This is a genomic window from Vibrio sp. RE86 (assembly GCF_013114545.1).
In the GTDB taxonomy this organism is placed as follows: Bacteria; Pseudomonadota; Gammaproteobacteria; order Enterobacterales; family Vibrionaceae; genus Vibrio.
The window spans coordinates 40261-63617 of sequence record NZ_VTXI01000025.1; the positions used below are offsets into that span (position 1 = coordinate 40261).

Here is a 23357-nt window from a genome sequence, read left to right on the forward strand (position 1 = left end):
GGCTTTTTTGATCAAGCGACTTATTTCCTGACCAATTTCTAGCGGTAACGTCGTTAGTGAGTTTTAGTTATTTTGACTTCAACGTATTATGCAGTTTCAAGTTCACGCTCTTGCTTAACAATCGAAACGCGTTCACCGTAGATTGGGCGCATCGCTGCTAGTACATCAGTACGAGTTACTACACCAACAAATTGACCGTTCTCTAAAACAGGCAGTACATGTGGCTTATGTACTCGCATTGCTTTTGCACGTTCTTCTAGAGACAGTGATGTGAGTTGCGTTGCGATACCCATGCTTGTTGTTGGGTAAAGTTGCTCTTTATCGATACAAAGGAACTCAGCGACATCAACCAATTTGTCGTTCGCATCGATAGCAACGACGTCTCTTGCCATAATGTCGACCACCTTTTGATCCTTTGCTGGTAGGTAATCTTGGCACCACAAATCAACCATAACGTCATGCGCTGAGAAGAAGCCAACCAATCGACCTTCAACGTCACAGACAGGCGCACTAACTTGTTGGTTATCGAGTAGGGTGTCGATCGCTACTGCCGTTGGCATTTCTGCACGAAGTACGACTGAGTGGGTGTTCATTACGTCTTTTGCGGTGATGTTGTTGTTCATAGTGTTTTCCTTAGCCGTATTAATTTGCGTTGTTTTTGTAATTGAATGAATGTTTGCTGCTTTAAGTTGCGGTCTGCGATAAATGCTCCAATTAGCAAGGCCGACCAAAACTGAGCCCCCAACAATGTTGCCGAGTGTCACTGGTATTAAATTCGCGACCAGAAACTGCTTAATGTTGAGGTCTGCGTATTGGCTCGCGGAGACTCCGACTTGTGTCCAAAAGCTATCAGGAGCAAAGTTCTGGATAACGATACCTAGCGGAACCATAAACATGTTTGCGACGCAGTGTTCAAAGCCACTTGAGACGAACATCGCTACTGGCATGATGGTCATCGCTGCTTTGGTTAATGCATTTGCACTACTAAAGGTCAGCCAAATCGCTAAACAAACCAAAAGGTTACATAGCACGCCTAATGCAAATGCCTGAACGGGTGTATGGTGCAGTTTGTGCTGCGCGATATTGAGAGCGTTTAATCCCCATTGACCATGGTCCATTTGGTACAAACCGGCAGCTGAAACCAAAACCAGTAGAAACATGGCGCCGACAAAATTGCCTGCATATACCTTTCCCCAAACAGCGAGCATCTTTGTAAAACTGATTTGTTTGTTTGCCCACGAAATGCTCGAAAGGACGGAACTTGTAAACAGTTCACCACCACAGATCACGATCAAAATCAGTCCCATACTAAAAGCTAGACCGCCTGCTAACCGACTTAGGCCCCAACCTGTATCAGCGGTACCCGTTGTCACCGTGATATAGAAAAGAAACGCAAGTCCGATGAACGCGCCAGCCATGACCGCTAAGCTAAGTGTCATACCACTGCTTTTCTTAGCTTTACTGAGTGCGAACTTTTCAGCTTCAGCCATCATTTCCATCGGCGAAAAGTATTGATTATTCGTTTGGGTTGTAGACATAAGCACTCCCAACGTTGAATGTCATAGTTAATCTCCTTGATTAGGCAGCCCTTGTTCGTTGACTGCCAAATCAGATTAATCACCTCGAACCTACAGGTAAAATTGATAATTTTTAGAATCCTTATCAAAAATATTGATATAGGGAAAAGAGAGAGTAAAATGAAACGGCTTGCGTATATTTGACGAAAAGTCAGCAAGTAATCAGAGCTTTTTAAGGTGTAAAGCTCACGAGGAATAGTAGAAAAGGAGCGCCATGCGTTATTCACTAAAGCAGCTAACGGTTTTTGATGCTGTCGCCGATACTGGAAGTGTTAGTCAGGCCGCAGAGCAACTCGCATTGACCCAATCCGCAACCAGTATGTCGCTTGCTCAGTTAGAAAAAATGCTCGGTAGACCTTTGTTTGAACGTCAAGGTAAACAGATGGCGCTTACCCATTGGGGAATGTGGTTACGACCGAAAGCGAAGCGACTGTTGCAAGATGCTCAGCAAATCGAAATGGGGTTCTACGAACAACATTTACTTAGTGGTCATGTCAAACTTGGCGCTAGTCAGACTCCGGCGGAGCACCTAGTACCAGACCTTATCAGTATTATTGATAATTCTTTCCCGGAAATGCGTATTTCACTCAAGGTCAAAAGTACCGACAGTGTCATTCAAGGTGTTCTCGACTACAAATACGATGTTGGCATCATTGAAGGGCGCTGTGATGATAACCGACTGCAACAAGAAGAGTGGTGCCGCGACCATTTGACCGTTGTTGCCGCTGCTCACCATCCTTTTGCACGCCATGAAACCGTAAGTCTTGCTCAGCTAGAACAAGCAAAATGGGTACTTCGAGAGCACGGCAGTGGTACTCGCATGATTTTTGATAGCTCTATTCAACATTTAATTGAAGATTTGGATGTTTGGCGCGAGTACGAACACGTTCCTGTACTGCGTAGTATGGTTGAGCACGGTCAATACATTACCTGCCTACCTTATCTTGATGTGGAACGCTTTATAGAGAGCGGTCAGTTAGTGGCTCTGAACGTGCCTGAACTGAAACTTGAAAGAACGCTGTCGTTTGTATGGCGAGCAGATATGGTCGAAAATCCGCTTGTTGAATGTATCAAACGTGAAGGGGCGAGAATGATGAAAGGAAAACCTTCGGTCTTTTAACTGCTGAGTCATATTTACCAATTCTGTTGAAATATCGATTGCATCACAATAACTATGATTGTTCTTATGTCTGTTACTTAAATAGTGTGATCTATTCGTTACTTAATGTGCTGGGTTTTACCTATCATGCGGACTTGTACTTTTGATGTGTGAAACCACACAACGAGGCGTTATGAGCACTTTGGTCGCAATATCATTAACAACAGGTATCTTGTCAGGTCTATGGGGATGGATTGCCATCTCGCTAGGGCTACTTTCATGGGCGGGGTTTTTGGGTTGTACCAGTTACTTTGCGTCACCAAACGATGGCTTAAAAGGGCTATCAGAAAGTTTGATAACGAATATGAGCGGTGTTTTCTGGGCAATGGTGATCATTCACGGTTCGCAGTTTGCTTCTCTAGAAATACTGGGGTATGTGATTACCGCCATCGTTGCGTTTTTTATGTGTATTCAAGCAAAGCAGTCTTGGCTCGGTTACATCCCAGGAACTTTTATCGGTTCGTGCGCAACGTTTGCGGCAGACGGTAATTGGAAGCTGGTGATTCCATCTCTGATCTTAGGCGGCATCTTTGGTTACCTAATGAAAACAAGTGGTTTATGGTTACATCAAAAGTCCAAACATGCTGAGGCTGATACTCGTTTACAGACGCGCTAGAAGCCTTAGATATTCCTATTTTTACCGAGAAATAGGATTACCCCCGATTGATTTGTATCACCCGATTTTGATACGCGGCACCTAGTTAGGTGCCGCTTTTTTATGTGTTGCCGTTAGCCATGGTGACAACTCGCTTCAGCGTCCAGCGTAATAAAATCGGGATCCCGTCTACGCCTTTTTGCTCACAGTGAGATACGATCGCGAGAGCCAGGTCGGGTTTAGCGAACTTCTTCAAGACCTTGGTAACGACCTTTTTCGCTGGAATCGGATGTTCAAGTGGTATACGAACCATTTCTTTGAAAAATGATTCAAAGCCGTTGTTGTACAGGTAATGTTCAATATCACGGTCAGGTAACTCCGTCAGACGATGTCGCTGCTGGTCATTTTCGAGTAACGCTTTCACGGCAGTTGCGTATTTTTTACCTGCCGCATCCCCATCGGTGACGACATGCCAATCTATACCAAAGGCTTTGGCCACTTTGATTAATGACTTAAGACCTGATTGAGCAAACTCGATGATCTGAACACCTTCAGCGGCGAGATTGTAGCCACACTGGTTGGCCAGCTCATTGAACAACCAAACTTCTGTTTCCCCTTCGACAAGCAGCCAGCATCTTGCAAACAAAGCGCCCGAGCGGTGGAAACGGATATGGAAACCAATACGTCTTAATTCATCTTTTCCTAGCCCTTGATCAGACAAATAGGTAGTGATGGTTCGGTCTGACTGACGGACGAGACGACGAATACTCGACAATGGTACTTGCCCCAAAAGATCGCCACTGTTGGTTGTGAGAATCTTCTGCATCGGCAAGAGTTGCAATAAACCCCACGCACGAGCGAGGTGGGTTGGGTGCAAACGTCCTTCAGGATCTTCAATGATCAATAGTGGACGGGCACATCGCCTTAGAGTGGTAGGGCCTTTTGCTTGCAGGTAGGCATTTAATAGACCCATAAAAAGCAACCGTGTCTGTCTATCCTTTGTCTGTTCGACAACTTCAGTAATACTTTTTTTCGCTGGTGGCGCAGTAAAAAAGATGCCATCTCGCTGTTTTCGTAGATTCTTGCGTGCATTGGGTTTGAATGAAAAGTAATGGTCAACAAGCGCACTCATCGAATTCAAACTGCTCTTCATCTCGCCTTTGTTTACATGACCAGGGATTGCCATTAAACGGCGGCAGGTATTGTCGATACGTTTCTCAATACGAGCGTTAACGTCATTGGTGTTGATGATAGGGCGCTCGAAGCGCCTTGAATCTTTTAATCGAATGGCAGGGTGAAGCGTCATTAGTTCTTGCGCGAGCTTTTCGGAATGGTGAAGGCGAAGTGGATTGCCGTCTAAATCTAAGAATGAATAACGTGTGACGATATCGTATCCGTCTCTCGACGCACTCAAACGGTAAATAATGCGATTAACCCCCTGAGTATCTTGAACCCAAATAGGTTTAACTTTTCGATAGCGGCCAGAATGAATCTCGTTTTTCTCTGTTGAGACGAGGCTCAGAACAATCTGAAGGTGTTGGGTTTGTGGGTGTGATACGGAATAGTCGACATGAAAATCCGCCATCTCGAATTGATAGGGTTCTCCCTCTGGGGGCAAAGCAACAGATAAGGCATCAAGTAGAGAGGACTTACCCCAAGTATTTTCACCAATCAGTGTGGTGAGCTCATCAAAGGCAATAGAAAGTCTCTTAATACCACGAAAACCAGAAATCTCGATACGTTCAAGCTTCATTGAGTCCCTCCAGCTGACAGTCTCTCTTTAGCATAATAGAAAAATTGAGTAGTAGCAGACATTTAGCTCACAAAGTTGATGTGATGTATAAGCTTTAGCTGGGTGATCTTATCTGGATAAACATCATATAAAATCATGTATATAAAACGATATGTTCAATATAAGTGTGAAATATAATGAATCTGTCATATTGCTTGCGGTAGGATGGCGGTGAAAAGAGAGAGAAAATATGACAGATAAAAACAATAAAACGACAAATATTAGAATTGCGCACATTAATGATACGCACTCATACTTTGAACCAACGTCACTCCAACTTACCATCAATGTTACAGGTCAAACTCTTCAGCCATTTGTTAGCGCTGGCGGGTTTGCGCGAATCGCAACACGTGTAAAACAACTCCGTGAAGAGTCAGCCAAGCAAGGTTCTGAGTTTCTATTCCTGCATGCAGGGGACTGTTTTCAAGGCACGCTTTACTTCTCATTGTTTAAAGGTGAAGCCAACGCGACCATGCTCAATGCACTAAAAATTGATGCCATGGCGCTTGGTAACCATGAATTGGACATGGGGAATGAACCTGTTGCAGACTTCGCCAAGCGGATTGACTTTCCTTTACTGGCGGGCAACTGGGATCTTTCGAATGAACTGCCAAACAAGGCGATAAGACTGTCGAACAACTCGATGGTGCATAGCTTTGACGCGCACGATAAAACCGCTGACTGGATCACTAAAAAGGTCGATGGTGAACATGTCGCCATATTCTCACTCGCTCTAGATAAGATGGCGGATATCTCCAACCCTGATTTCGATACGCCTTTTGTTAATGCCATCGAGACGGCAAAGCGAACAGTAGAAAAAATCCACTCGGCAGGAATCAACAAAATTATTCTGCTCAGTCACATGGGCTATGATGCCGATTTGGATTTGGCCAATCATGTAGATGGTATTAGCGTTATTGTTGGTGGTCACAGCCACAGGTTACAGGGTGACTTTAGTGCCTTGGGGTTAATCAAAGATGACGACTACGGTGTAAAAGTTAACAAGACCTTTGTAGTTCAGGCCGGCTATCACTCATTGAGCCTTGGTCATTGTGATATTGAATTCGCCCAAGATGGTGAAATCGTTTCGTTTAACGGCAAGAATGAATTGCTCCTTGGTAGACGTTTGTTCATCGACGCCAGCATGAGCGAAACTTACGATGAAACACCTTACACCACGGCACGTCGATTTGTTGATAATCACGCCAATGTGATCGTATGTAAGAAAGACATTGAGCTCCAGTCGATTCTTCAAGAAAAGTACATTTCGAAAGTGCGCGAACTGCAAAAAGCAGTCATTGCTAACGCAGACTCTAAATTACGTCATATCCGTGTGCCTGATCAACAAGGCCCGAGCGAACTTGCCCCTTTGGTCGCTGAATCTTTCGCGCATGTGATGACTAAACTTGGCCACAAAGTCGAGTTCGTCATTCATAATGCTGGAGGGGTAAGAAACTCACTAAATGCGGGGCCTGTCTCTGTCGCTGATGTTGCCGGAAAACTGCTTCCTTTTGCCGTACCAATTGGTGTTTACCAGATAAAGGGGCAATTCTTGCCGCTTATTCTTGAAGGTGCAATCAACAATGCGCTGAATAATGGTGTAGAAGGAACTGGTGACGGTTCTTACCCATACGTTTACAACTTGTCTTATGAATATGACCCAAATGCTAAAAAAGGTGAACGCGTTAAGAGCTTGAGCTTGATTGAAGCAGATGGTCATTTGAATCCAATTGAGCCTGACCGTATATATAGCGGAACTTCATCGGCTTATACGATGAAAGGTAAAGAAGGTTATGAGGCTATTTTGAACATGGAAGGCGAAGGGATAACGACCACCGCCTCAATGGCCGATTGTTTTACTCAATTGCTTACTGACTGCCCTGATGTGCTCAACCGACAATCCAAACAACGGCTTAACACAGGATGGCACAAAGGTTGCTAAATAATCCCTGAGCTCATGCATTGTATTGAGAATACTCAGGGGGCATTATGTGGAGTAGAGATTGGATTGATGTGGCCGTCGTCGTAAGTTGGATTGGCGTTTGGTCTGCACTTGTCTACTTTGTTCCTATCGGGGGCGTGTAGTATCGCGTTCTGGATTGGATTCTGTAAAAAAGGAGCAAAAATTTGCTCCTTTTTGATTTTATATATAGACGAATTCAAATTTCAGGAATAGAATCCGCCCTGTTTGGGGAGTAGTCGCCTCTGGTTTACTTATCGTCATCTCGTTAGACGTCGTTCTATCCGGTAAGTATAAGCATCTTGCTTGAACTCAATGGTTCACAAGCTGTTTCGACGAGACCAACGTAATCAAATTTTATCTAGTGGTTTTACGCTAGGTAAGTTGTTTGTTTGCGGTAGGGATCGTCACAATTCAATCTATCTTCGATCCCTCCGCCTTTGGAGGAAACATGACCCCAATTACTTACATCTCTTTCGGTGTACTGACACTTGCTCTTGTTGTGCTTGATATTTGGCAGACTCGCGGCGGCAAAATCACAATCAAAAAAGCGGCAATTTGGAGCGTTTTCTGGTTCGCATTAGCGTTTCTATTCGCGGCTACGATTTATCTTTTCTGGGATGTGTACGCGCCGAACAGTGACTACAGTGCTCAAAAAGCGACGGTATCATTCATTACTGGATACCTACTAGAGAAGTCACTGAGTGTCGACAACTTGTTCGTGTTCGCAATCATCTTCCACCAATATGCAGTGCCTGAGCATTTGCGCCCTAGAGCGCTATTATGGGGTGTAATTGGTGCGCTGGTACTTCGTGCAATTATGATTGCAGTAGGCGCGCAACTTCTAGAGCAGTACCACTGGATTCTTTACGTGTTTGCGTTGTTCCTTATTTGGACTGGTATTCAGTTGGCGCGTGATAAAGGGGAAGATGAGATAAACCCATTACCTGAGCGCATCATTCGTAAGTTTGTGCCTGTATCAGAAAATTACTCTGGCAATGCGTTAACAGTGATAGAGCAGGGCAAGCGTATCGCAACACCGATGTTTGTGGTTATCGCAGTCATCGCGTTTATGGACGTTATGTTTGCGTTAGACTCGATCCCTGCAATTTTTGCGGTAACGAGAGAGCCATTCTTGGTGTTAGCGGCCAACGTATTTGCACTGTTAGGATTACGTTCACTGTACTTTGTTCTGCAAGGGATGATGGATAAGTTTATCTATCTCAAACCGGCATTGTCATTCATCATGGTGTTCATTGGTATCAAGATGATGCTTGTTGGTTCGGAATGGGAAATCCCTACAGCAGTCTCCTTACTTGTACTTTTGGTTACAATGACGATTGCGGTCGTCGCGTCGATCATAAAACAAAGAAATGAGTCTGAAAAAAAGGTCGTAGTTTCTGATAGATAATCTAATTAAGATGCGACGAACATCCTGCCTTGTGAATTAATTGATTGTAAAATAAATGTGAAGCAAGGCAGGTTATTAAAATGCAAATGGAATTTTAATTCACACTAAATTTGCTTTAGTGCAATTCTATTCATTTTGGTTGAATTATGCGCATCTTGACCTGTTAATGGTTTGTTTTATTAGAAAAACTAATTCGAAATTGAAAAAATAGTCATTTTTTGAGCTGATAATTATTGCCTATTATTGCCTCAACAAAACGAATCACACAGTTTATAGAGAGGCAATCATGGCAGCACAAGCAATGCAAATCGGTACTATCGAAGCACCTATCTCTATGGATAAAAAAACCTACGCGGTTTCTTTCAAAGGATTGATTGCACACCTATTAGATATTCTTTTCACTGACAACAGCGAGCCACGTGCATACTACGCTAACGACTTGTCAGGTCACATGCAAAAAGATATCGGCCTTTACCGTTAATCACGAGTAAAGAATTCTAAAAAACGTCAGCATCATTGCTGGCGTTTTTTTATGCCTATTGAAAGTGTAAACGCCAAGAGGCGGTCATATAGTTCGAACCCACAAATATAGGTATTCGTTCTATGACTGCTCTCATCGCACTTTCTGTCGTGACTTCACTATCTTCAGGACAAATTTGGTCGCATGAAGGTAAGCCAGCCCAAGTTATCGAACTGTTTACCTCGGAGGGGTGTTCTAGCTGCCCACCAGCCGATCATTATATCTCTAAGCTGCAAACACACGAGCAACTATGGGAGAGCGTCATTCCCGTTGTGTATCATGTTGACTATTGGGACTACCTAGGATGGGAAGACAAGTTCGCCAAAGCGGAATTTTCTCAACTGCAAAGACTTTATAGTGCGTATGGTGTAGTTGGAAGTGTCTATACCCCGGGGTTTGTTGTTGATGGTAAAGAATGGCGTGGATTCTTTAACTGGGTCAACCGAAGCCTTCCTGTTAATGACCTTGAACCTTCACAGCGCATTACCTTAATCAGGAAAGGGAATGAGTTTGAACTCAAATTTGCTTCAGAGCAGTTACTCGACGCTACGATTCTATTTTTGTCCAATGATCAAACAACGATCATTAAAGCAGGTGAAAATAGAGGAAAGTCGTTAGACCATGATTTTATCGTGATGGAAAGAGAGCAGGGACGATCAGATAAAGGCCAGTGGCGATTTTCTTACAGCGGAGATTTAACTCAAATAGATGCGGTAGCTGCTTGGGTCTCTCCAGCCGGTCAGTTTACAAGAATTCAAACAGTTGCAGGTAAGATTGAATAAGAGTCTTACCTGTGATTCAACCACCTAATTACCCACCTACGCATTTATAGGTAGATTGCTTAATGAGTCTTTTATTCAGTAAAAAACGGTGATAGCATTCGGATGTTATAACATAACGATTGGAACTGTTGTCTGTGAACCCCCTTCCTTTGTTGTCTGTAAAGGGACTCTCATTAAGCGATCAAAAGCGCGTACTATTCGAAGATATCGCCTTTGATCTTTTTCCAGGAGAAGTGCTCGCATTAATGGGGCCATCTGGTACGGGTAAGTCGATGCTCTCTAAGGCCATCGCTGGATTCTTGCCAACCGATGTTGAAGCTCAGGGAAGTATCGAGATTGACGGTATAGACGTTAGTCATACCCCAATGCTACAACGAAATTCTTTGCAGCGACCTGCGGTGATCTTTCAAGACGCGCTTAAGTCACTCAATCCGCTCGCTTCAATAGAACATCAACTGAGCTTGGCCTATTCGTCAGGAAAGACACGTTTAAATGGACAAGGTCAAAGTGCAGTCTTTACGCTACTGAAAAAGCTCGGCTTTTCGGACCCTGATTCTATATTGCACTTATATCCAAGTCAGCTATCTGGTGGACAACGTCAGCGTATCTGTATAGCGATGGCGCTGCTGGGTCAATCCAACATTCTATTCGCAGATGAACTGACCAGCGCGCTTGACCCTATCACTGAGCAAGAAATCCTTTCCCTATTTTTGAAGAGCGTTAAAGAGCGCAATATCGGCGGGGTGTTAATCACTCATGATTTAAATTCTGCATTAGCATGCGACAAGATACTTGTTATTGCAGACGGTACTCCAGTCGCTTATGGGAAACCAAGAACGGCGATTAAAGCCAGTCAACATACATACTGTGTTGAACTTACGAGACTTTTAGCTGAGTAAACTGACCATGACTTCACATGCCCACTCAAATTCTGCTCAAGTCCACTTTGATAATGTCAGTGTTCATCATTATTCAAAGCCTAAGTGGCTTGGTGGTACACCTTTTAAAGCGATTGAGCAGCTGAGTTTATCTATCGACACACAGAATATCGCAATTGTTGGCCCTTCAGGGGCAGGCAAGTCGACACTGATTGAGTTACTTTTCGGTTTGAGAACACCGACGTCTGGTGAAGTTTATGTCTGTGGTCAGGCAATATCGCGGCAAAATGCAAATCAAAGAAAGACGTTGTGTCAGCATATACAGTTGATACCGCAAGAACCTCAAACGACGTTGAACCCGTATTACACGGTGCAGCAAATTCTATTAGAGCCGCTCAATAACCTTGGCCTATATGAAGATCAAGAAGAGAAGGTTGTGTCTGTACTTCAAGAAGTGGGTTTAAGTGAAAAGCTGCTCGATGTAACGCCGACACGTTTATCCGTTGGGCAAGCTCAAAGAGTGGCCATCGCGCGAGCCATTATTATTGAACCTTGCGTACTGGTTGCTGATGAGCCGACCAGTAGCTTAGACCCAATCAGTCGGCAGCAAGTTCTAGATCTACTAATCAGTCTACAGACGAAACATCACATGAGACTTATCTTGGTCACACACGATTTAAACGCGGCCAACTACCTCTGTGATGAGATATTGGTGTTAGATCGCGGTGAAGTCGCTGAACACGCGCCATCTGCTGACATTATGTCTTCGCCAAAACATTCGACAAGTCGGGCACTACTGAATGCCCACACGTTAACGCTTACTTAAACATTAAATAAAACACCAAACATATTAAGAGACCACAACATGCGTTTTAGCCCTCTAAAAATCGCTTTATCCCTTGCTGTCGCCTTGCCATTGACTGGTTGCTTCGACTCTAAACCTCAAGCAGAAGACGTTGCGTCGGCCGATCAGACCGTAAAATCTGAAATTCGCCTAGCGATGATGCAGCCTCCACGTACAGGCTTGTCGCCATTGTCTGATGATGCATTCAAATTATCACGTTGGAGTACGGCAGAAACCTTGGTCAACCTTAGCCCTGAAGCTTCAGCACAACCGATGTTAGCGACAGAGTGGAAACAAACCGATCCTATGACATGGGAGTTTACAATTCGCGACGGTGTTAAATTCCATGATGGCTCAGAGCTGAATGCTGATACGGTTGTAAACGCATTAAACAAGGCTCAGAACGCCGCGCCAAAACCGCGTATTCTTGATGGTATCGAGTGGCAAGTTACAGCGATTTCTGACCGTGTAGTAGAGATCAAAACGACGTTTAACGATCCTCTACTACCAAGCCGTCTATCCAGCCCACAACTTGCAATCATGGCAAAGAGCGCATACCAAGAAGATGGACGTGTTAATTCTATTCAAGCGGGTACTGGTCCGTTTGTACTGACTGAAATTAACGGCACAACGAGCGCAAAACTCGTACGTTTTGACGGTTACTGGGGTGAAAAAGCCAACGTTGAAACTATCATCGCTGAATACGTACCAAATGGTTTTGCTCGAGCTGCGGCACTACGTACCGGTGAGGCTGATGTTGTAGAAGCTGTTCCTGTTTCTCAAATTGCTATGATCGACAAAGAACTTCTCACTGAAGTTGCTATGCCGCGTACCAATACCCTTTACTTAAACAACACCTCTGATGTATTCAGCCAGCTAGAAATGCGTAAGATTGCCGCAGCAGCGGTTGATCGTGAACAAATCGTAAAAACCGTTTATGAGAACCATGCAGATATCGCGCAAGGTCTTTTAGGTCCTGCACTTGCTTGGGCTGCGCCACTTCGTGCTGATATGCCTACGTTAGAGCAGAAAAAAGCCAAGGGCGAGAAGATTGTCATCGGTACTTTTACTGACCGAGCAGAACTGCCTGAAGTCGCTGCGATTTTAAAGCAACAGTTAGAGTCAGCTGGTTTTGCTGTAGAGCTAGACATTCGTGAGTATGCACAAATTGAAAATGACGCGTTGGCAGGTAAGTTTGATGCCTTCATCTTGTCACGTGCAACAGTGCTCGATTCTGGTGACCCAGTGGCGTACATGCAAAGTGACTTCAGCTGTGATGGTTCATTCAACCTTGGTTTATACTGTTCTGAATCAGTAGACAAAGCGTTAGATAATGCTGATCTACAACCACTTGGTGAGCTTCGTAACAAAGCAATTATCGCAGCGGAACGCAAGATTCTTGAAGACTACGCAGCGATTCCGTTACTGCATGAGCGTGTAATTCAAGGTGAAACACCATCAGTAAGCAACGTTGAGCGCGACCCACGTGAACGCCGCTTAGTTACTCAGTTTACTCAGGTACAGTAAGTTAATGCACTCAGCAGTTACGCTGCGAGTAGGCTTTAACGCACTTTTGCCTTGGCTATCACGACTGCTTTCTTTGATTGCGGTTGTGATCTTAGTTGGATTGATGCCTGATATTGCGGGCATTGATCCTTCTCAGTCAATATTAAGAGCGAGGTCAGGGCAACAGCAACTGCTTACGGCCGAAGCACTACAAGCAATCAGGGAAGACCTTCAACTAGACCGAAGTGCAACACAAAGGCTTTGGGATTGGTTCATGGGTGTGATTCAAGGTGATTTAGGTCGTTCATGGATTGACGGCTCATCCGTATCGCAAAGTGTCCTATCTACAACCAAAACATCACTATTTTTGATGGCGACAACGTTAGGAATGGCTGCTGTTTTGTCGTTGGTTAGTGCGCTGTACACGATAAGGCGGTGGTTCAAGGGGAAATTAGACTCAGGACACAACAGTTTGAGTTCTGTGCTGGTCGCATTGCCAGAGTATGTGATTGCCTCTCTTTTGATTCTATTCTTCTCTATCTGGTTAGGTTGGTTTCCGCCGTTTGGCTGGCAAGGTATCCAAAATCTATGGTTACCGTGTTTAGCGCTCGCACTACCTGCAAGCGGGCTCTTTAGTCGCCTGTTAAATGATAGTTTGAAGAGAGTGCTGAATGAGCCTTGGGTAATCACTTGGTTAGCTGCCAACATTAAACCGTGGCAGATTGCACGTTTTGCTGTAAAGAGAGCGTTGAGTAATCTCGTTTCACAGGTTGCGATGATCATTATTGGCTTAACTGGCGGCGCCGTTGCGGTCGAAATGATCTTTTCTATCCCAGGGTTAGGACGTTTGTTGCTTGGAGCGGTAAAAGCCCAAGATTTGCCCGTACTCCAAGGTGGTTTGTTAGCGCTTTTTGCATTCTCGATTCTGATCAGCAGTTTGAGTTTATTTGTTGAGAAAACCATTCTTGGGAATGCATTGTCTAGTGGTAAGTTGATCAGTACCCATTCGACATTTAGCTTCACCAAGAGTAAAGCGAAACGTTTGGCGAGTTTCTCTATTTTTGCATTAATGATTGGTTGTGTGTTGTGGGCGTCAATCCGTGACCCGTTTACGAGTCAATTTATGCGATTAGAAAATTCAAGTTTTGCTGCGCCGTTTGGGGCCGATGCGATAGGACGCGATCTACTAGCTCGAGTAGGCATGGGGATGCTATCAACCGTTCACGCAGGCATAATCGCTACTGCTTTAGCGTTGATAGTCGGTATGTTCATGGGATTTTTTACTCGATATACACAGGGCTTAATCGAGATCACCAAGGGTATTCCATACATTATTGCGGGATTGCTGGTGGCAGGTCTGACGAATATGAACCCTAATAGCGCTTTGATCGCTATTGTTCTCGTCTCTTGGGCTCCGTTGGCGGCACATTGTGCAAGTTTAGTCCGTGAGGCAAAAGCACATCCTTCGACGCATTTGGCCCCAACTTGGGGAACAAGTCAGTGGCGCATTCTAAGGTACTACACATTGCCTTATATACTCCCGCCTTTGTTTAGGCACGCTCTATTGCGACTGCCAGTCATTACATTAAGCCTTACATCACTGAGCTTTATCGGCTTGGGGGTAAAGCCACCGTCACCAGAGTGGGGCTTATTGATTGCAGAGAATCTTCCATACATAGAACGCGCGCCACAAGCTGTCTTGTTACCCATAGGTGGGTTAGTCTTATTAGGCATCGCAATCAACTTGTTATTTGATGACTGATAACGATTATCATTCTATAATGCCGTCTCAACTTTCATGATTCGATATTGGCCCCAAGCACTCTTTCAGGAGCCATTATCGAGTTATAGACACTTCCAAGATTAAATCATGACCTTATCTCATAAAGATTATTTTAAGATCGCGTTACCTTTTATCGTATCGACTATGACACAACCACTGCTCGGGGCTGTGGATACGGCAGTCATCGGTCGACTGGGCGTTGCTGAACTTCTCGGTGGTGTGGCGATCGGTACCGTTATCATGAATACCTTATATTGGTTGTTCGGTTTCTTCCGTGTCAGCACGACAGGTCAAAGTGCGATTGCGTTAGGTAAAAACTCGAATAGAGATATTGCTAGTAGTTTGTTTCAGCCTGCCATTTTAGCCTTTGCAGTAGGGTGTGTATTTATTCTGCTTCAAGCACCAATATGGCAAGGAGCACTGTTGATCATCAACCCAGAGTCAGCGGTGGCCGATAGCGCTCAAGTCTATTTTGATATCATGATCTTCGGCGCGCCTTTTGTCCTGCTTAATTACACCGTCATCGGTTGGTTAATGGGGCAGGCGAAAGCCAAAGAAACACTCTATACACAGGTGTTTGGCAATGTGCTTAACATCGTACTAGATATCATCTTTGTGCTTTATCTGGATCTAGGAATCGCTGGTGTCGCATACGCTACGCTGATCGCGCAAGTATCGACATTTGCGATTGGTGCTCTTCTTGTCGTCAAAACATGCAGTTTCTCTCTGCTCAAGTATCTTGATACTGCAAAAATGAGTCGAGCAGATTTAAATGTGATTGTCTCTTCTAATCTCGACTTACTACTAAGAACAGTGTGTCTGCTGACATTTTTCAATATGTTCGCCCGTGTAGGTTCTCAGCTGGGTGCTGATGTGCTCGCGGCTAACGCAATTTTGATGCAAGTCACTTTCATAATCAGCTATATGTATGATGGCGTTGCCAATGCTTCAAGCGTGTTTGCAGGTAAAGCAGTCGGTCAAAAGAATCCAGCGTTACTCAAACAAGTTCTCAAGCTGACTACTGTATGGACAACGGCATTTGTGGTCGTATTGACGCTGCTTACTTGGATATTTAAATCTCAGATTGTAATGCTGTTTACAACACTACCTGAGCTGATTGCGATCTACGAAGATATGTCCCGTTGGCTGTTGGTCTTCCCGCTAGTAGCAGGGTACGGATTAACCTTCTACGGTATTTTCACTGGAACAGGAACAACTCGCCCAGTAAGAAACTCCACAGCCATGACGTTGCTAGTCTTTCTCGCTGTGCAATTTTTGATGGTTCCGATTTGGGGCAACCACGGATTATGGCTCGCATTCACGCTGTTTTACATCGGACGTTTTCTCTTCTTATATCCATATATAGGGAAGGTGAGAGACAAGTGTCTTCCGACAAGCTAGAAACAACAAAGACGCTCTGGTAGGTCTTTGAGAGCCGTTACGTCGTCACTTTTGTTCTGCACCGTTGCTGCATGGGTTCATCGGCAGGTAGATTTGAGCGATTCAAACGGGAGCGGGGAAGATTGAGTAACTCAAATAGCCATCTTGTGCACGTAAATGAATAATGAGTATGGATATTACCAGTACATATATTCATTATGGTTTGAGTTTACAAAGTAACTGTTAATCTAATGAATATCATAAGACTCTTGGCTCCATTGACTCTACTCATTTCCTTCTCTTCACTAGCGAGTGAATGCGCGCCTTTTTTCCAGCAAACGGCCAAGCAATCTTTGCAAGGAAGAGTAGAGAACGAACTAGAGTCATTCAGTGTTGAGCAACTCTCTGAACCGATTGATTACTACCTTGCCGCGTTGAAATATCGTTATGGAATTGGTGTTAAGTTGGATTTTGAGAAGTCGAACGACTTACTCGAAACGCTTGATGACAGCAATTTCGAACAATACCCTGACATGATTACATTCAAGTACTACTTTTTAGGCAGTTACTATTATGCTTGTGGCGACAAAAAACGTGGACTGAATCGACTTTGGTATGCAGCAGAGAAAGGTGACCCTAATGCTAAATTCCTCTACCTCTATATTTCATACAATGCTCCGATTGAAGAAAAGCTCTCCTTTGATGAGTACTTACGAGGTTTAGCGCAACTTGCGGACGATGGGTATAAGGTTGCTGGGTTCGAACACCTCTATCAAACACAAGTCAAAGAGATCGACAATTCTAAGTCTAACGTCTGGGCGAGTATGTTTGCTCGTTTCACGACTTTCGAAACATGTGACTTAATGAAATTCTATCAATTTGGGGCAGGGGTCGATGGCCTTGTTGTCGATTGGTCTAATAAGGCAAAACTCATTTATTACTTCTGGCCCGACTACTATATGGACTGTTTAAATAAGGGTTAAGTAGTGCAGGATCTCTTCCTAGACGTTAAAAACAACAAAGGCGCTCCAGTGAGCGCCTTTGCTTTGTCTGTCGAGAGTAACTTGTGATTACTTCTTACGGCAGAACTCAGCGATAACGTACATCGATTGACCGCCGTTTGTTTTACCAGAAACTAGCTTAGGATCGTCGCCAACACTGATGCCTCGGATAACCGTACCTTGCTTGATTACTTGGTTAGTGCCTTTAACTGGTAGGTCTTTAATAACCGTTACGTCGTCACCTTTTTTAAGTTCAACGCCGTTGCAATCGAATGGTTTGTCGTCTGCAGACATGCCAGTCATTGCCCAGTTCATTTGCTCTTCTTCCATGTACATCATGTCTAGTGCATCTTGCGCCCAGCTTTCAGAGTTAAGGCGAGTAAGTTGACGCCATGCTGTTACTTGAACAGGTGGTACTTGGCTCCACATGCTGTCGTTTAGACAACGCCAGTGGTTAATGTCTTGTGGATCTTCAATCTCACCTAGGCACTTGTCACAAACCATGATGCCGTAATCAACCGTCACGTGGCTGTGTGGTGGAACAGCGTATGCAGTTAAAGGTGCGTCAGCAGCACACAATTCACATTTTGATTGACAGCGTTCTAGCATAGTAGCTTCAGAAGACATAATGGACTCACATTTGTTAGGTGTTAATTACGGGGGGTATTATGCACTTTATCCACCGAAAATAAAGGGGGATACCGAATAGCAAAGGTTTTACTGAAAGAAAATTGCTAAGCTCTGACTTTTGTTATCTTTCTGAGCAACAATTCAATCACATCAGTGTCTTACATTGCGTGACAATGTCACAATTACAGTGATAACTTTACCTTCATAGGCTTGATTGGCATAATCAACGCAGTCTTTATATCAAATTAATAGGTCGCAGCAGTTGGAACTACTCTCGATAGAATTTTTAGGTAAGCCACTTCGTCTAGAAGGTTCAATGGCCGGATGGCAACAACTCTTTTGGGATAACCAGTTAGTGTCGCAACTAAACGCTAGCGCGGAACGAGGCAAAGAGTCTTTCCATGAGTTCAAACTGATGAATGGGGAGCAAGAGCTCGCTTGTAAACTCGAAACCTCTTTGGTGTGGCAGCCGTTTACTTTGGAATACCATGCCTCCGTTAATGGCGAGACCATCCAACAAGGCGCGCGCGATACGAAAGACATAGAGCAACAAGTGCCACACACGCCACCACCTGTTGAAAAACGTTTTAGTTTAATTGGTTTGGTGTCGTTGGGCATGAAGGCGCTTAAAAGTGCCAAGCTTATAAAAGTGGTACTGGCATCAGCAAGTTTAGCTGCCTATTCATGGCTGTTTTCATTTCAATTTGCATTGGCGTTAATCGCTTGTTTGGTATTCCACGAATACGGCCATGTAAAAGCCATGAAGTACTTTGGCATGAAGACTAAAGGTATCTATCTAGTACCGTTCCTAGGCGGACTCGCGCTGAGTGATGAGAAGATAAATACGCGTTGGCAGGATGTTGTCATCTCCATTATGGGGCCGATGTTCGGTCTTATTCTCTCTATAGTATTACTGGTTGTTTACTTGATCACTGGCGAAATGTTCTTTGCTGGTCTTGCGGTATTTAACGCATTTTTGAATCTATTCAACCTCTTACCAATATTGCCTTTAGATGGCGGCCACGTTTTAAAAAGCATCAGTTTTTCGATGAATAGTGTCGCTGGGATTGTGCTTTGTACCGCGGCAGCAGCAGGGGGCGTAGTATTGAGTTACTCGCTTGGGTTAACGCTGTTTGGGTTCTTGTTGATTATGGGCATGCTTGAAATTGTCTTTGAGTGGCGAGGACGCCATCACAGCCATTTGTTACCTCTTGACCGTTATGGACAAATCATTACTGCGATTTGGTATGTAGGTTTGGTTGCTGGCTTAATCGGTATTATTTGGTTCTTTGCTTCAACGGGCGATCAGTTACTGCAATTACCACTACTCATTCTAGGTACCTAACGAGAAAGATAAAAAGGGAGCACGTCGCTCCCTTTTTAATGTTGATAGGCCAATTATGAACAGTTTGGTCGCGGTGTATTGTAATTTGGCATAGCGTTGATCTTCGCTTGCAAGTCTTGAATACGCGTACTGTGGGAAGGGTGAGTTGAAAGCAGCTCCGGCGGTTGTTTTCCACCTGATGTTTTAGCCATGTTTTTCCACAAGTCGATACTCTGACGAGGATCGAATCCGGATTTGGCCATGAGCTCAAGTCCAACGATATCAGCTTCTGACTCTTGCGTACGTCCGTAAGGCATGAGCACACCATATTGAACACCCAAACCAAGGGCTGCCATCGTCATCCCTTGATATTGCGCGTATTCCGAGGCACCTAATGCAACGTTGGTGATCTGTAATCCTGCATTGGCAATTTGGGATTGAGAAAGGCGCTCGTTACTGTGGTCAGCAAGAACGTGTGCGATTTCGTGTCCAATGACTGTGGCGAGTTGGTCTTGATTAACCGCAACATCAAGTAAACCAGTGTACACGCCAATTTTCCCACCCGGAAGGGCAAACGCATTCACTTGTTTGCTGTCGAACACGACCACTTCCCATTGTGAAAAACTAGGTTGCTTGGGTACATTTCTGGTAATGGCGTCCGTAACGCACTGGACGTAAGCTTTGGCTTTGGTATTTGTTGTGACTTTTTGATCTGCTTTCATTTGCTCAAACGACTGAGCACCGAGATTACTCATATCTTGGTCAGAAAAAAGCAGTAACTGATTACGACCAGTTGGTGAAGCACTACACGCAGCGATAGCAAGAGTGGCGGTAATTGTTGAGAGTTTTAACCACGTTTGCATCGAATTCTCCATTTCAAACGCAATAAATAGAATAGTAAATCATAACATTAGGTTACAATCACTGGTAACAATAGTTCGCTTTGGACCCAAACAATGAGTATATGGAAACGCCCAATTGACCTAGAAGTGCTGAATCAAACGTCAAAAAATACCTTGATAGAGCATCTCAATATTATTTATACCGAATTTGGCGATGATTACATTCAAGCAACGATGCCCGTGAGCTCAATTACTCATCAGCCGTTAGGTATGCTTCACGGTGGCGCATCTGTTGTACTCGCTGAAACCTTAGGCTCAGTGGCTGCTAATTTCTGTGTAGACAATGACAGCTACTGCGTCGGCTTAGATATCAATGCTAACCATGTTCGTTCAATGCGAAGTGGTCATGTTATCGGCACCGCGACACCTATTCATCTGGGTGTCTCGACCCAAGTGTGGCAAATCAACATTACTGATGAGCGCGAAAGACTGGTGTGCACAAGTCGATTGACCATTGCGGTAAAGAATCAAAAAAAGGGTAAAAAGTTGGAGAATAGCCAACCATGATAATCTCTTTTTCTAGCGGTAAGATAATCGCAACAGCTCATGAGGTCGTGGTTAAACTTGAAGGCCAAGCGATGGTGACACTGCAGGCTCAAATAGATACGATAACGCTTATTGGAAGAGGTGCAAATGTTATAACTGCCAATGGTAGCGAAACAAAATGGTCGATTAAGTTAGACAGTGAAGAGCAACTGAACGAACTTGCTCAACAAATTGGTATCGCAATCCAATAATCCTTTTTCCCACTTGATCCTTTCGCTTTAAACGAGGAAACTCTCTAGTAACACTATTTTTAGAGATTTCCTCTTTCTATGAGCAGTCCAAGACTCCGAGTTCAATTCGAAACGCTTTTCGAGCACTACAAAGGTGAAGATTCAGGCGTCCAGCTTGAAGAAATCACTGAGATCCTTTTTTGTACCCGCCGAAATGCGCGTATCGTCCTTAATAAAATGGAAGAGGAAGGGTGGCTAGAGTGGCATCCAGCACCGGGTCGAGGTAAGTTGTCCCAACTCATCTTTAAACGCAGTCGTGCTGATGTCAGCGAAAACTTAGCAAAACGTTACTTAGAAGAAGGAAAAATCGGTCAGGCGTTAAAAGTCCTCGACCATGATAGTGCCAAACTTGCTCAAGTGGTTGAGAGTTATCTAGGTATTGTTCACCAAGAAGGGCAGCAAGTTGTTCGTTTGCCTTATTATCGCCCTTTATCTAACCTAAACCCAACCGCTCCAATGCGACGATCTGAACTGCATATCGCGCAGCAGATCTTTAGTGGTTTAACGCAGATTGATGAGCACGAACAGCTCCAGCCCGATCTTGCACATACTTGGGAGATGATAACGCCTAAGCAATGGCGCTTTTATCTTCGTCCGAGTGTCCGTTTTCATAATGGTGACTTGCTCACAATGCAAAATGTCGTTGATTGCTTGTTGGCATTAAAATCAAAAAAGCTATTTGCCCATATTGATAACGTAACGTCACCAGGTCGCCAAATTATCGATCTTCACTTAACACATGATGACTATAAGTTGCCTCTTTTACTTTCTGAGTCTTGCGCGAAAATTATGCTACCTAAAGAGAGTAGAGCTGAGGACTTCGATCTTTTCCCTATTGGTACAGGCCCTTATAAGGTCATTCAGAATGATGATAAACGCCTGGTGCTCCAAGCATACGATGGTTATTTCGGGTTCAGGCCTTTGCTTGACCGAGTGGAAGTTTGGGTCATCGATGAGGCGCACTCGTCAATGGTGTTCCCAAGTCTATCAAGCCCTATAAAACCAAGTGTGGCGGAATTCAGTGATGAAGTGGAACTGGATCCCGGCTGTACTTTTTTGTTGTTAAATCGCAAGAACGGCTTGGCTGCGTCAAATGATTGGGCAAACTATTTTAGCCAAAAACTGAGTACGCTGAATCTCTTCCAACAGCTACCTCAAGAGAAGATCGTTGAGTTGGGGGTGTTACCCGCTCATGGTCTAAAACCAGGTTGGTATCACCATACAAAGCAAGGCTACACCTCTCCGCCATCATACAAAACGGTGACTATTGCTTACCATCGACAGCATCCAATGTTTCCGACGTTGGTAAAGTGCATCGAAACACTGTTAAAGCAAGATGGGTTAACGGTCAATTTAATCAAGTATGACTTAACCGTCGAAGACACCACAGAAGTCGACATTTGGATTAAACCGATGGGGATTGCGACAAACCGAGACGATGCACTAGCAGGTTGGCTAATGAATTACAGTGATATTGAAGCCTTAAGTAACGAAGAAGCGTTTAGTTACTGGACGGATATGGTCACACAGTGGCTGGCAACAGAAAACGCTAATTTCCCTGCGAAAGAGTTAGGTAAATCTCTAGTAGAAAAAATGCAGTTGATTCCGATGTTCCACTGCTGGTTAGGGGTGAGTAAAGATCAATGCGGTTCCTTACAGAATGCAAAATGTAATGCTTTGGGCTGGTTTGATTTCAGTAAGGTTTGGGTTAAGCCAACTCTCACAAGAGAAGAAACTCCGAACAAACCAAGTGAGGGTGAATAGTGGCAAAACCTAATAAGAAACAGCCGACTAAAACCGTTAATATCTACTGTTCGAAGTGTAAAACACAGCTGTTTAAATATAGGAAAGGGGGAAAAGGTTCATTAGTTAAATGCTTTAAAGAGCGAATCGTCGATGATTTTACGAATGAGCCCTGTAAATGCCCTCAATGCGACGTTGAATTTGCGCGAGAGACATTAATTCGTGGCACGCCCGCATACAAAATAATCGGCGGTAAAGTAACAATGAAGTAGGATAATCCAGCATAATTCATTAACATATATGCTGTTCAAAAACAGAACACAAAGTGTAAGAAATGGGCCTGAGAGGGCCTATTTTGATCTGAGGCCATAAAATTCGTAAAAATCTCGTTAAGAGGTTTCATTGTTTTGTAAAGGTGTTAGAATACCCGCAGTTATTATTCGGTTTTTCCTAATTTACTTCAGAGGTTCACAATGGAACTAGGTCTTATTGTCACTTTTATCGTTGCTGCAGCTGTAATGGTTAAAAAAGAGATGGCAAGCGCTAAATAATCCGAACATTTGCCTCATTTTTCTAAATCTTTTTAGCAAATGTTTTCGATAAAAGCTCCTTAAATAGGGGCTTTTTTGTTTTCTAAGATAGGTAAATCAATAAGTTAGATACAAAACCTAAAAAAGCCAGCATTACGCTTAATGCCGATCAGTTAAGGGTTAAATGATCGGTTGAACGATCCTTCCAAGGTGTCAAAATCCGAGTGTATTCCATGCACTCGGATTTTTTATGTTTCTAAGACA

The 23357-nt window shown here is 44.0% G+C and carries 21 protein-coding genes; 17 read left to right on the forward strand and 4 right to left on the reverse strand.

Annotated features, from left to right (window positions below):
- Window positions 1-86: 86 nt before the first annotated feature.
- Window positions 87-1538 carry a formate transporter FocA gene (gene focA, locus F0231_RS18585; protein ID WP_171761185.1) on the reverse strand — a complete coding sequence of 484 codons (1452 nt, stop codon included), beginning with the start codon at window positions 1536-1538 and terminating at the stop codon, window positions 87-89.
- 253 nt (window positions 1539-1791) lie between these two features.
- Here focA and F0231_RS18590 point away from each other — a divergent pair, with 253 nt between their 5' ends.
- Both F0231_RS18590 and F0231_RS18595 read left to right on the forward strand, forming a co-directional pair.
- Window positions 1792-2697, forward strand: coding sequence for a LysR substrate-binding domain-containing protein (locus F0231_RS18590; RefSeq protein ID WP_171761186.1), 906 nt, complete (start codon window positions 1792-1794; stop codon window positions 2695-2697).
- A gap of 172 nt (window positions 2698-2869) precedes the next feature.
- Window positions 2870-3352, forward strand: a complete 483-nt coding sequence (locus tag F0231_RS18595) for a DUF1097 domain-containing protein (protein ID WP_171761187.1) — start codon at window positions 2870-2872, stop codon at window positions 3350-3352.
- A 100-nt stretch (window positions 3353-3452) separates the two neighbouring features.
- Here the strand turns inward: F0231_RS18595 and F0231_RS18600 are convergent, their stop codons facing one another.
- A complete protein-coding gene (locus tag F0231_RS18600; protein WP_171761188.1) occupies window positions 3453-5084 on the reverse strand; it encodes an ATP-dependent endonuclease in 1632 nt (543 codons plus the stop codon).
- 229 nt (window positions 5085-5313) lie between these two features.
- Here F0231_RS18600 and F0231_RS18605 point away from each other — a divergent pair, with 229 nt between their 5' ends.
- The 10 genes from F0231_RS18605 (at window position 5314) to F0231_RS18650 (ending at window position 17170) form a co-directional block, all read left to right on the forward strand.
- Window positions 5314-7065: a bifunctional UDP-sugar hydrolase/5'-nucleotidase gene (locus F0231_RS18605; protein ID WP_171761189.1), complete on the forward strand. Its 1752-nt coding sequence runs from the start codon at window positions 5314-5316 to the stop codon at window positions 7063-7065.
- Window positions 7066-7534: 469 nt separating this feature from the next.
- Complete coding sequence (locus F0231_RS18610; RefSeq protein WP_171761190.1) at window positions 7535-8494, forward strand: TerC/Alx family metal homeostasis membrane protein; 960 nt, start codon at window positions 7535-7537, stop codon at window positions 8492-8494.
- A gap of 286 nt (window positions 8495-8780) precedes the next feature.
- Window positions 8781-8975, forward strand: a complete 195-nt coding sequence (locus tag F0231_RS18615) for a hypothetical protein (protein WP_171761191.1) — start codon at window positions 8781-8783, stop codon at window positions 8973-8975.
- A 122-nt stretch (window positions 8976-9097) separates the two neighbouring features.
- Complete coding sequence (locus F0231_RS18620; protein ID WP_171761192.1) at window positions 9098-9796, forward strand: DUF1223 domain-containing protein; 699 nt, start codon at window positions 9098-9100, stop codon at window positions 9794-9796.
- 134 nt (window positions 9797-9930) lie between these two features.
- Window positions 9931-10695 carry an ATP-binding cassette domain-containing protein gene (locus F0231_RS18625; RefSeq protein ID WP_171761193.1) on the forward strand — a complete coding sequence of 255 codons (765 nt, stop codon included), beginning with the start codon at window positions 9931-9933 and terminating at the stop codon, window positions 10693-10695.
- Between the two features lie 7 nt (window positions 10696-10702).
- Window positions 10703-11500: an ABC transporter ATP-binding protein gene (locus F0231_RS18630; protein WP_171761194.1), complete on the forward strand. Its 798-nt coding sequence runs from the start codon at window positions 10703-10705 to the stop codon at window positions 11498-11500.
- Window positions 11501-11539: 39 nt separating this feature from the next.
- Window positions 11540-13045: an ABC transporter substrate-binding protein gene (locus F0231_RS18635; protein WP_171761195.1), complete on the forward strand. Its 1506-nt coding sequence runs from the start codon at window positions 11540-11542 to the stop codon at window positions 13043-13045.
- 4 nt (window positions 13046-13049) lie between these two features.
- The gene (locus F0231_RS18640) at window positions 13050-14786 is read left to right on the forward strand and encodes an ABC transporter permease subunit (protein WP_171761196.1); all 1737 of its coding nucleotides are present in this window, start codon (window positions 13050-13052) and stop codon (window positions 14784-14786) included.
- A gap of 108 nt (window positions 14787-14894) precedes the next feature.
- Window positions 14895-16208 (forward strand): MATE family efflux transporter, encoded by a 1314-nt coding sequence (locus F0231_RS18645; RefSeq protein WP_171761197.1) that lies wholly within the window; start codon window positions 14895-14897, stop codon window positions 16206-16208.
- A gap of 230 nt (window positions 16209-16438) precedes the next feature.
- Window positions 16439-17170: a hypothetical protein gene (locus F0231_RS18650; protein ID WP_171761198.1), complete on the forward strand. Its 732-nt coding sequence runs from the start codon at window positions 16439-16441 to the stop codon at window positions 17168-17170.
- An 87-nt stretch (window positions 17171-17257) separates the two neighbouring features.
- On the opposite strand, the gene F0231_RS18655 is transcribed toward F0231_RS18650, so the two are convergent.
- Window positions 17258-17815: a PhnA domain-containing protein gene (locus F0231_RS18655; protein ID WP_171761199.1), complete on the reverse strand. Its 558-nt coding sequence runs from the start codon at window positions 17813-17815 to the stop codon at window positions 17258-17260.
- A 265-nt stretch (window positions 17816-18080) separates the two neighbouring features.
- Here F0231_RS18655 and F0231_RS18660 point away from each other — a divergent pair, with 265 nt between their 5' ends.
- A complete protein-coding gene (locus F0231_RS18660; protein WP_171761200.1) occupies window positions 18081-19163 on the forward strand; it encodes a site-2 protease family protein in 1083 nt (360 codons plus the stop codon).
- A gap of 53 nt (window positions 19164-19216) precedes the next feature.
- Here F0231_RS18660 and F0231_RS18665 read toward each other — a convergent pair whose 3' ends face one another.
- Window positions 19217-20005 (reverse strand): M48 family metallopeptidase, encoded by a 789-nt coding sequence (locus F0231_RS18665; RefSeq protein ID WP_171761201.1) that lies wholly within the window; start codon window positions 20003-20005, stop codon window positions 19217-19219.
- Window positions 20006-20098: 93 nt separating this feature from the next.
- On the opposite strand from F0231_RS18665, the gene F0231_RS18670 reads away from it, so the two are divergent.
- The 4 genes from F0231_RS18670 (at window position 20099) to F0231_RS18685 (ending at window position 22835) form a co-directional block, all read left to right on the forward strand.
- On the forward strand, window positions 20099-20551 hold the full coding sequence (locus F0231_RS18670) for a hotdog fold thioesterase (protein ID WP_171761202.1): 453 nt from the start codon (window positions 20099-20101) through the stop codon (window positions 20549-20551).
- Window positions 20548-20781 carry a DUF3389 domain-containing protein gene (locus F0231_RS18675; protein WP_171761203.1) on the forward strand — a complete coding sequence of 78 codons (234 nt, stop codon included), beginning with the start codon at window positions 20548-20550 and terminating at the stop codon, window positions 20779-20781. Before F0231_RS18670 ends, F0231_RS18675 begins: the two co-directional genes overlap by 4 nt.
- Before the next feature lie 78 nt (window positions 20782-20859).
- Complete coding sequence (locus tag F0231_RS18680) at window positions 20860-22584, forward strand: SgrR family transcriptional regulator (protein ID WP_171761204.1); 1725 nt, start codon at window positions 20860-20862, stop codon at window positions 22582-22584.
- Complete coding sequence (locus F0231_RS18685) at window positions 22584-22835, forward strand: hypothetical protein (protein WP_171761205.1); 252 nt, start codon at window positions 22584-22586, stop codon at window positions 22833-22835. Before F0231_RS18680 ends, F0231_RS18685 begins: the two co-directional genes overlap by 1 nt.
- The last annotated feature ends 522 nt before the right edge of the window (window positions 22836-23357 follow it).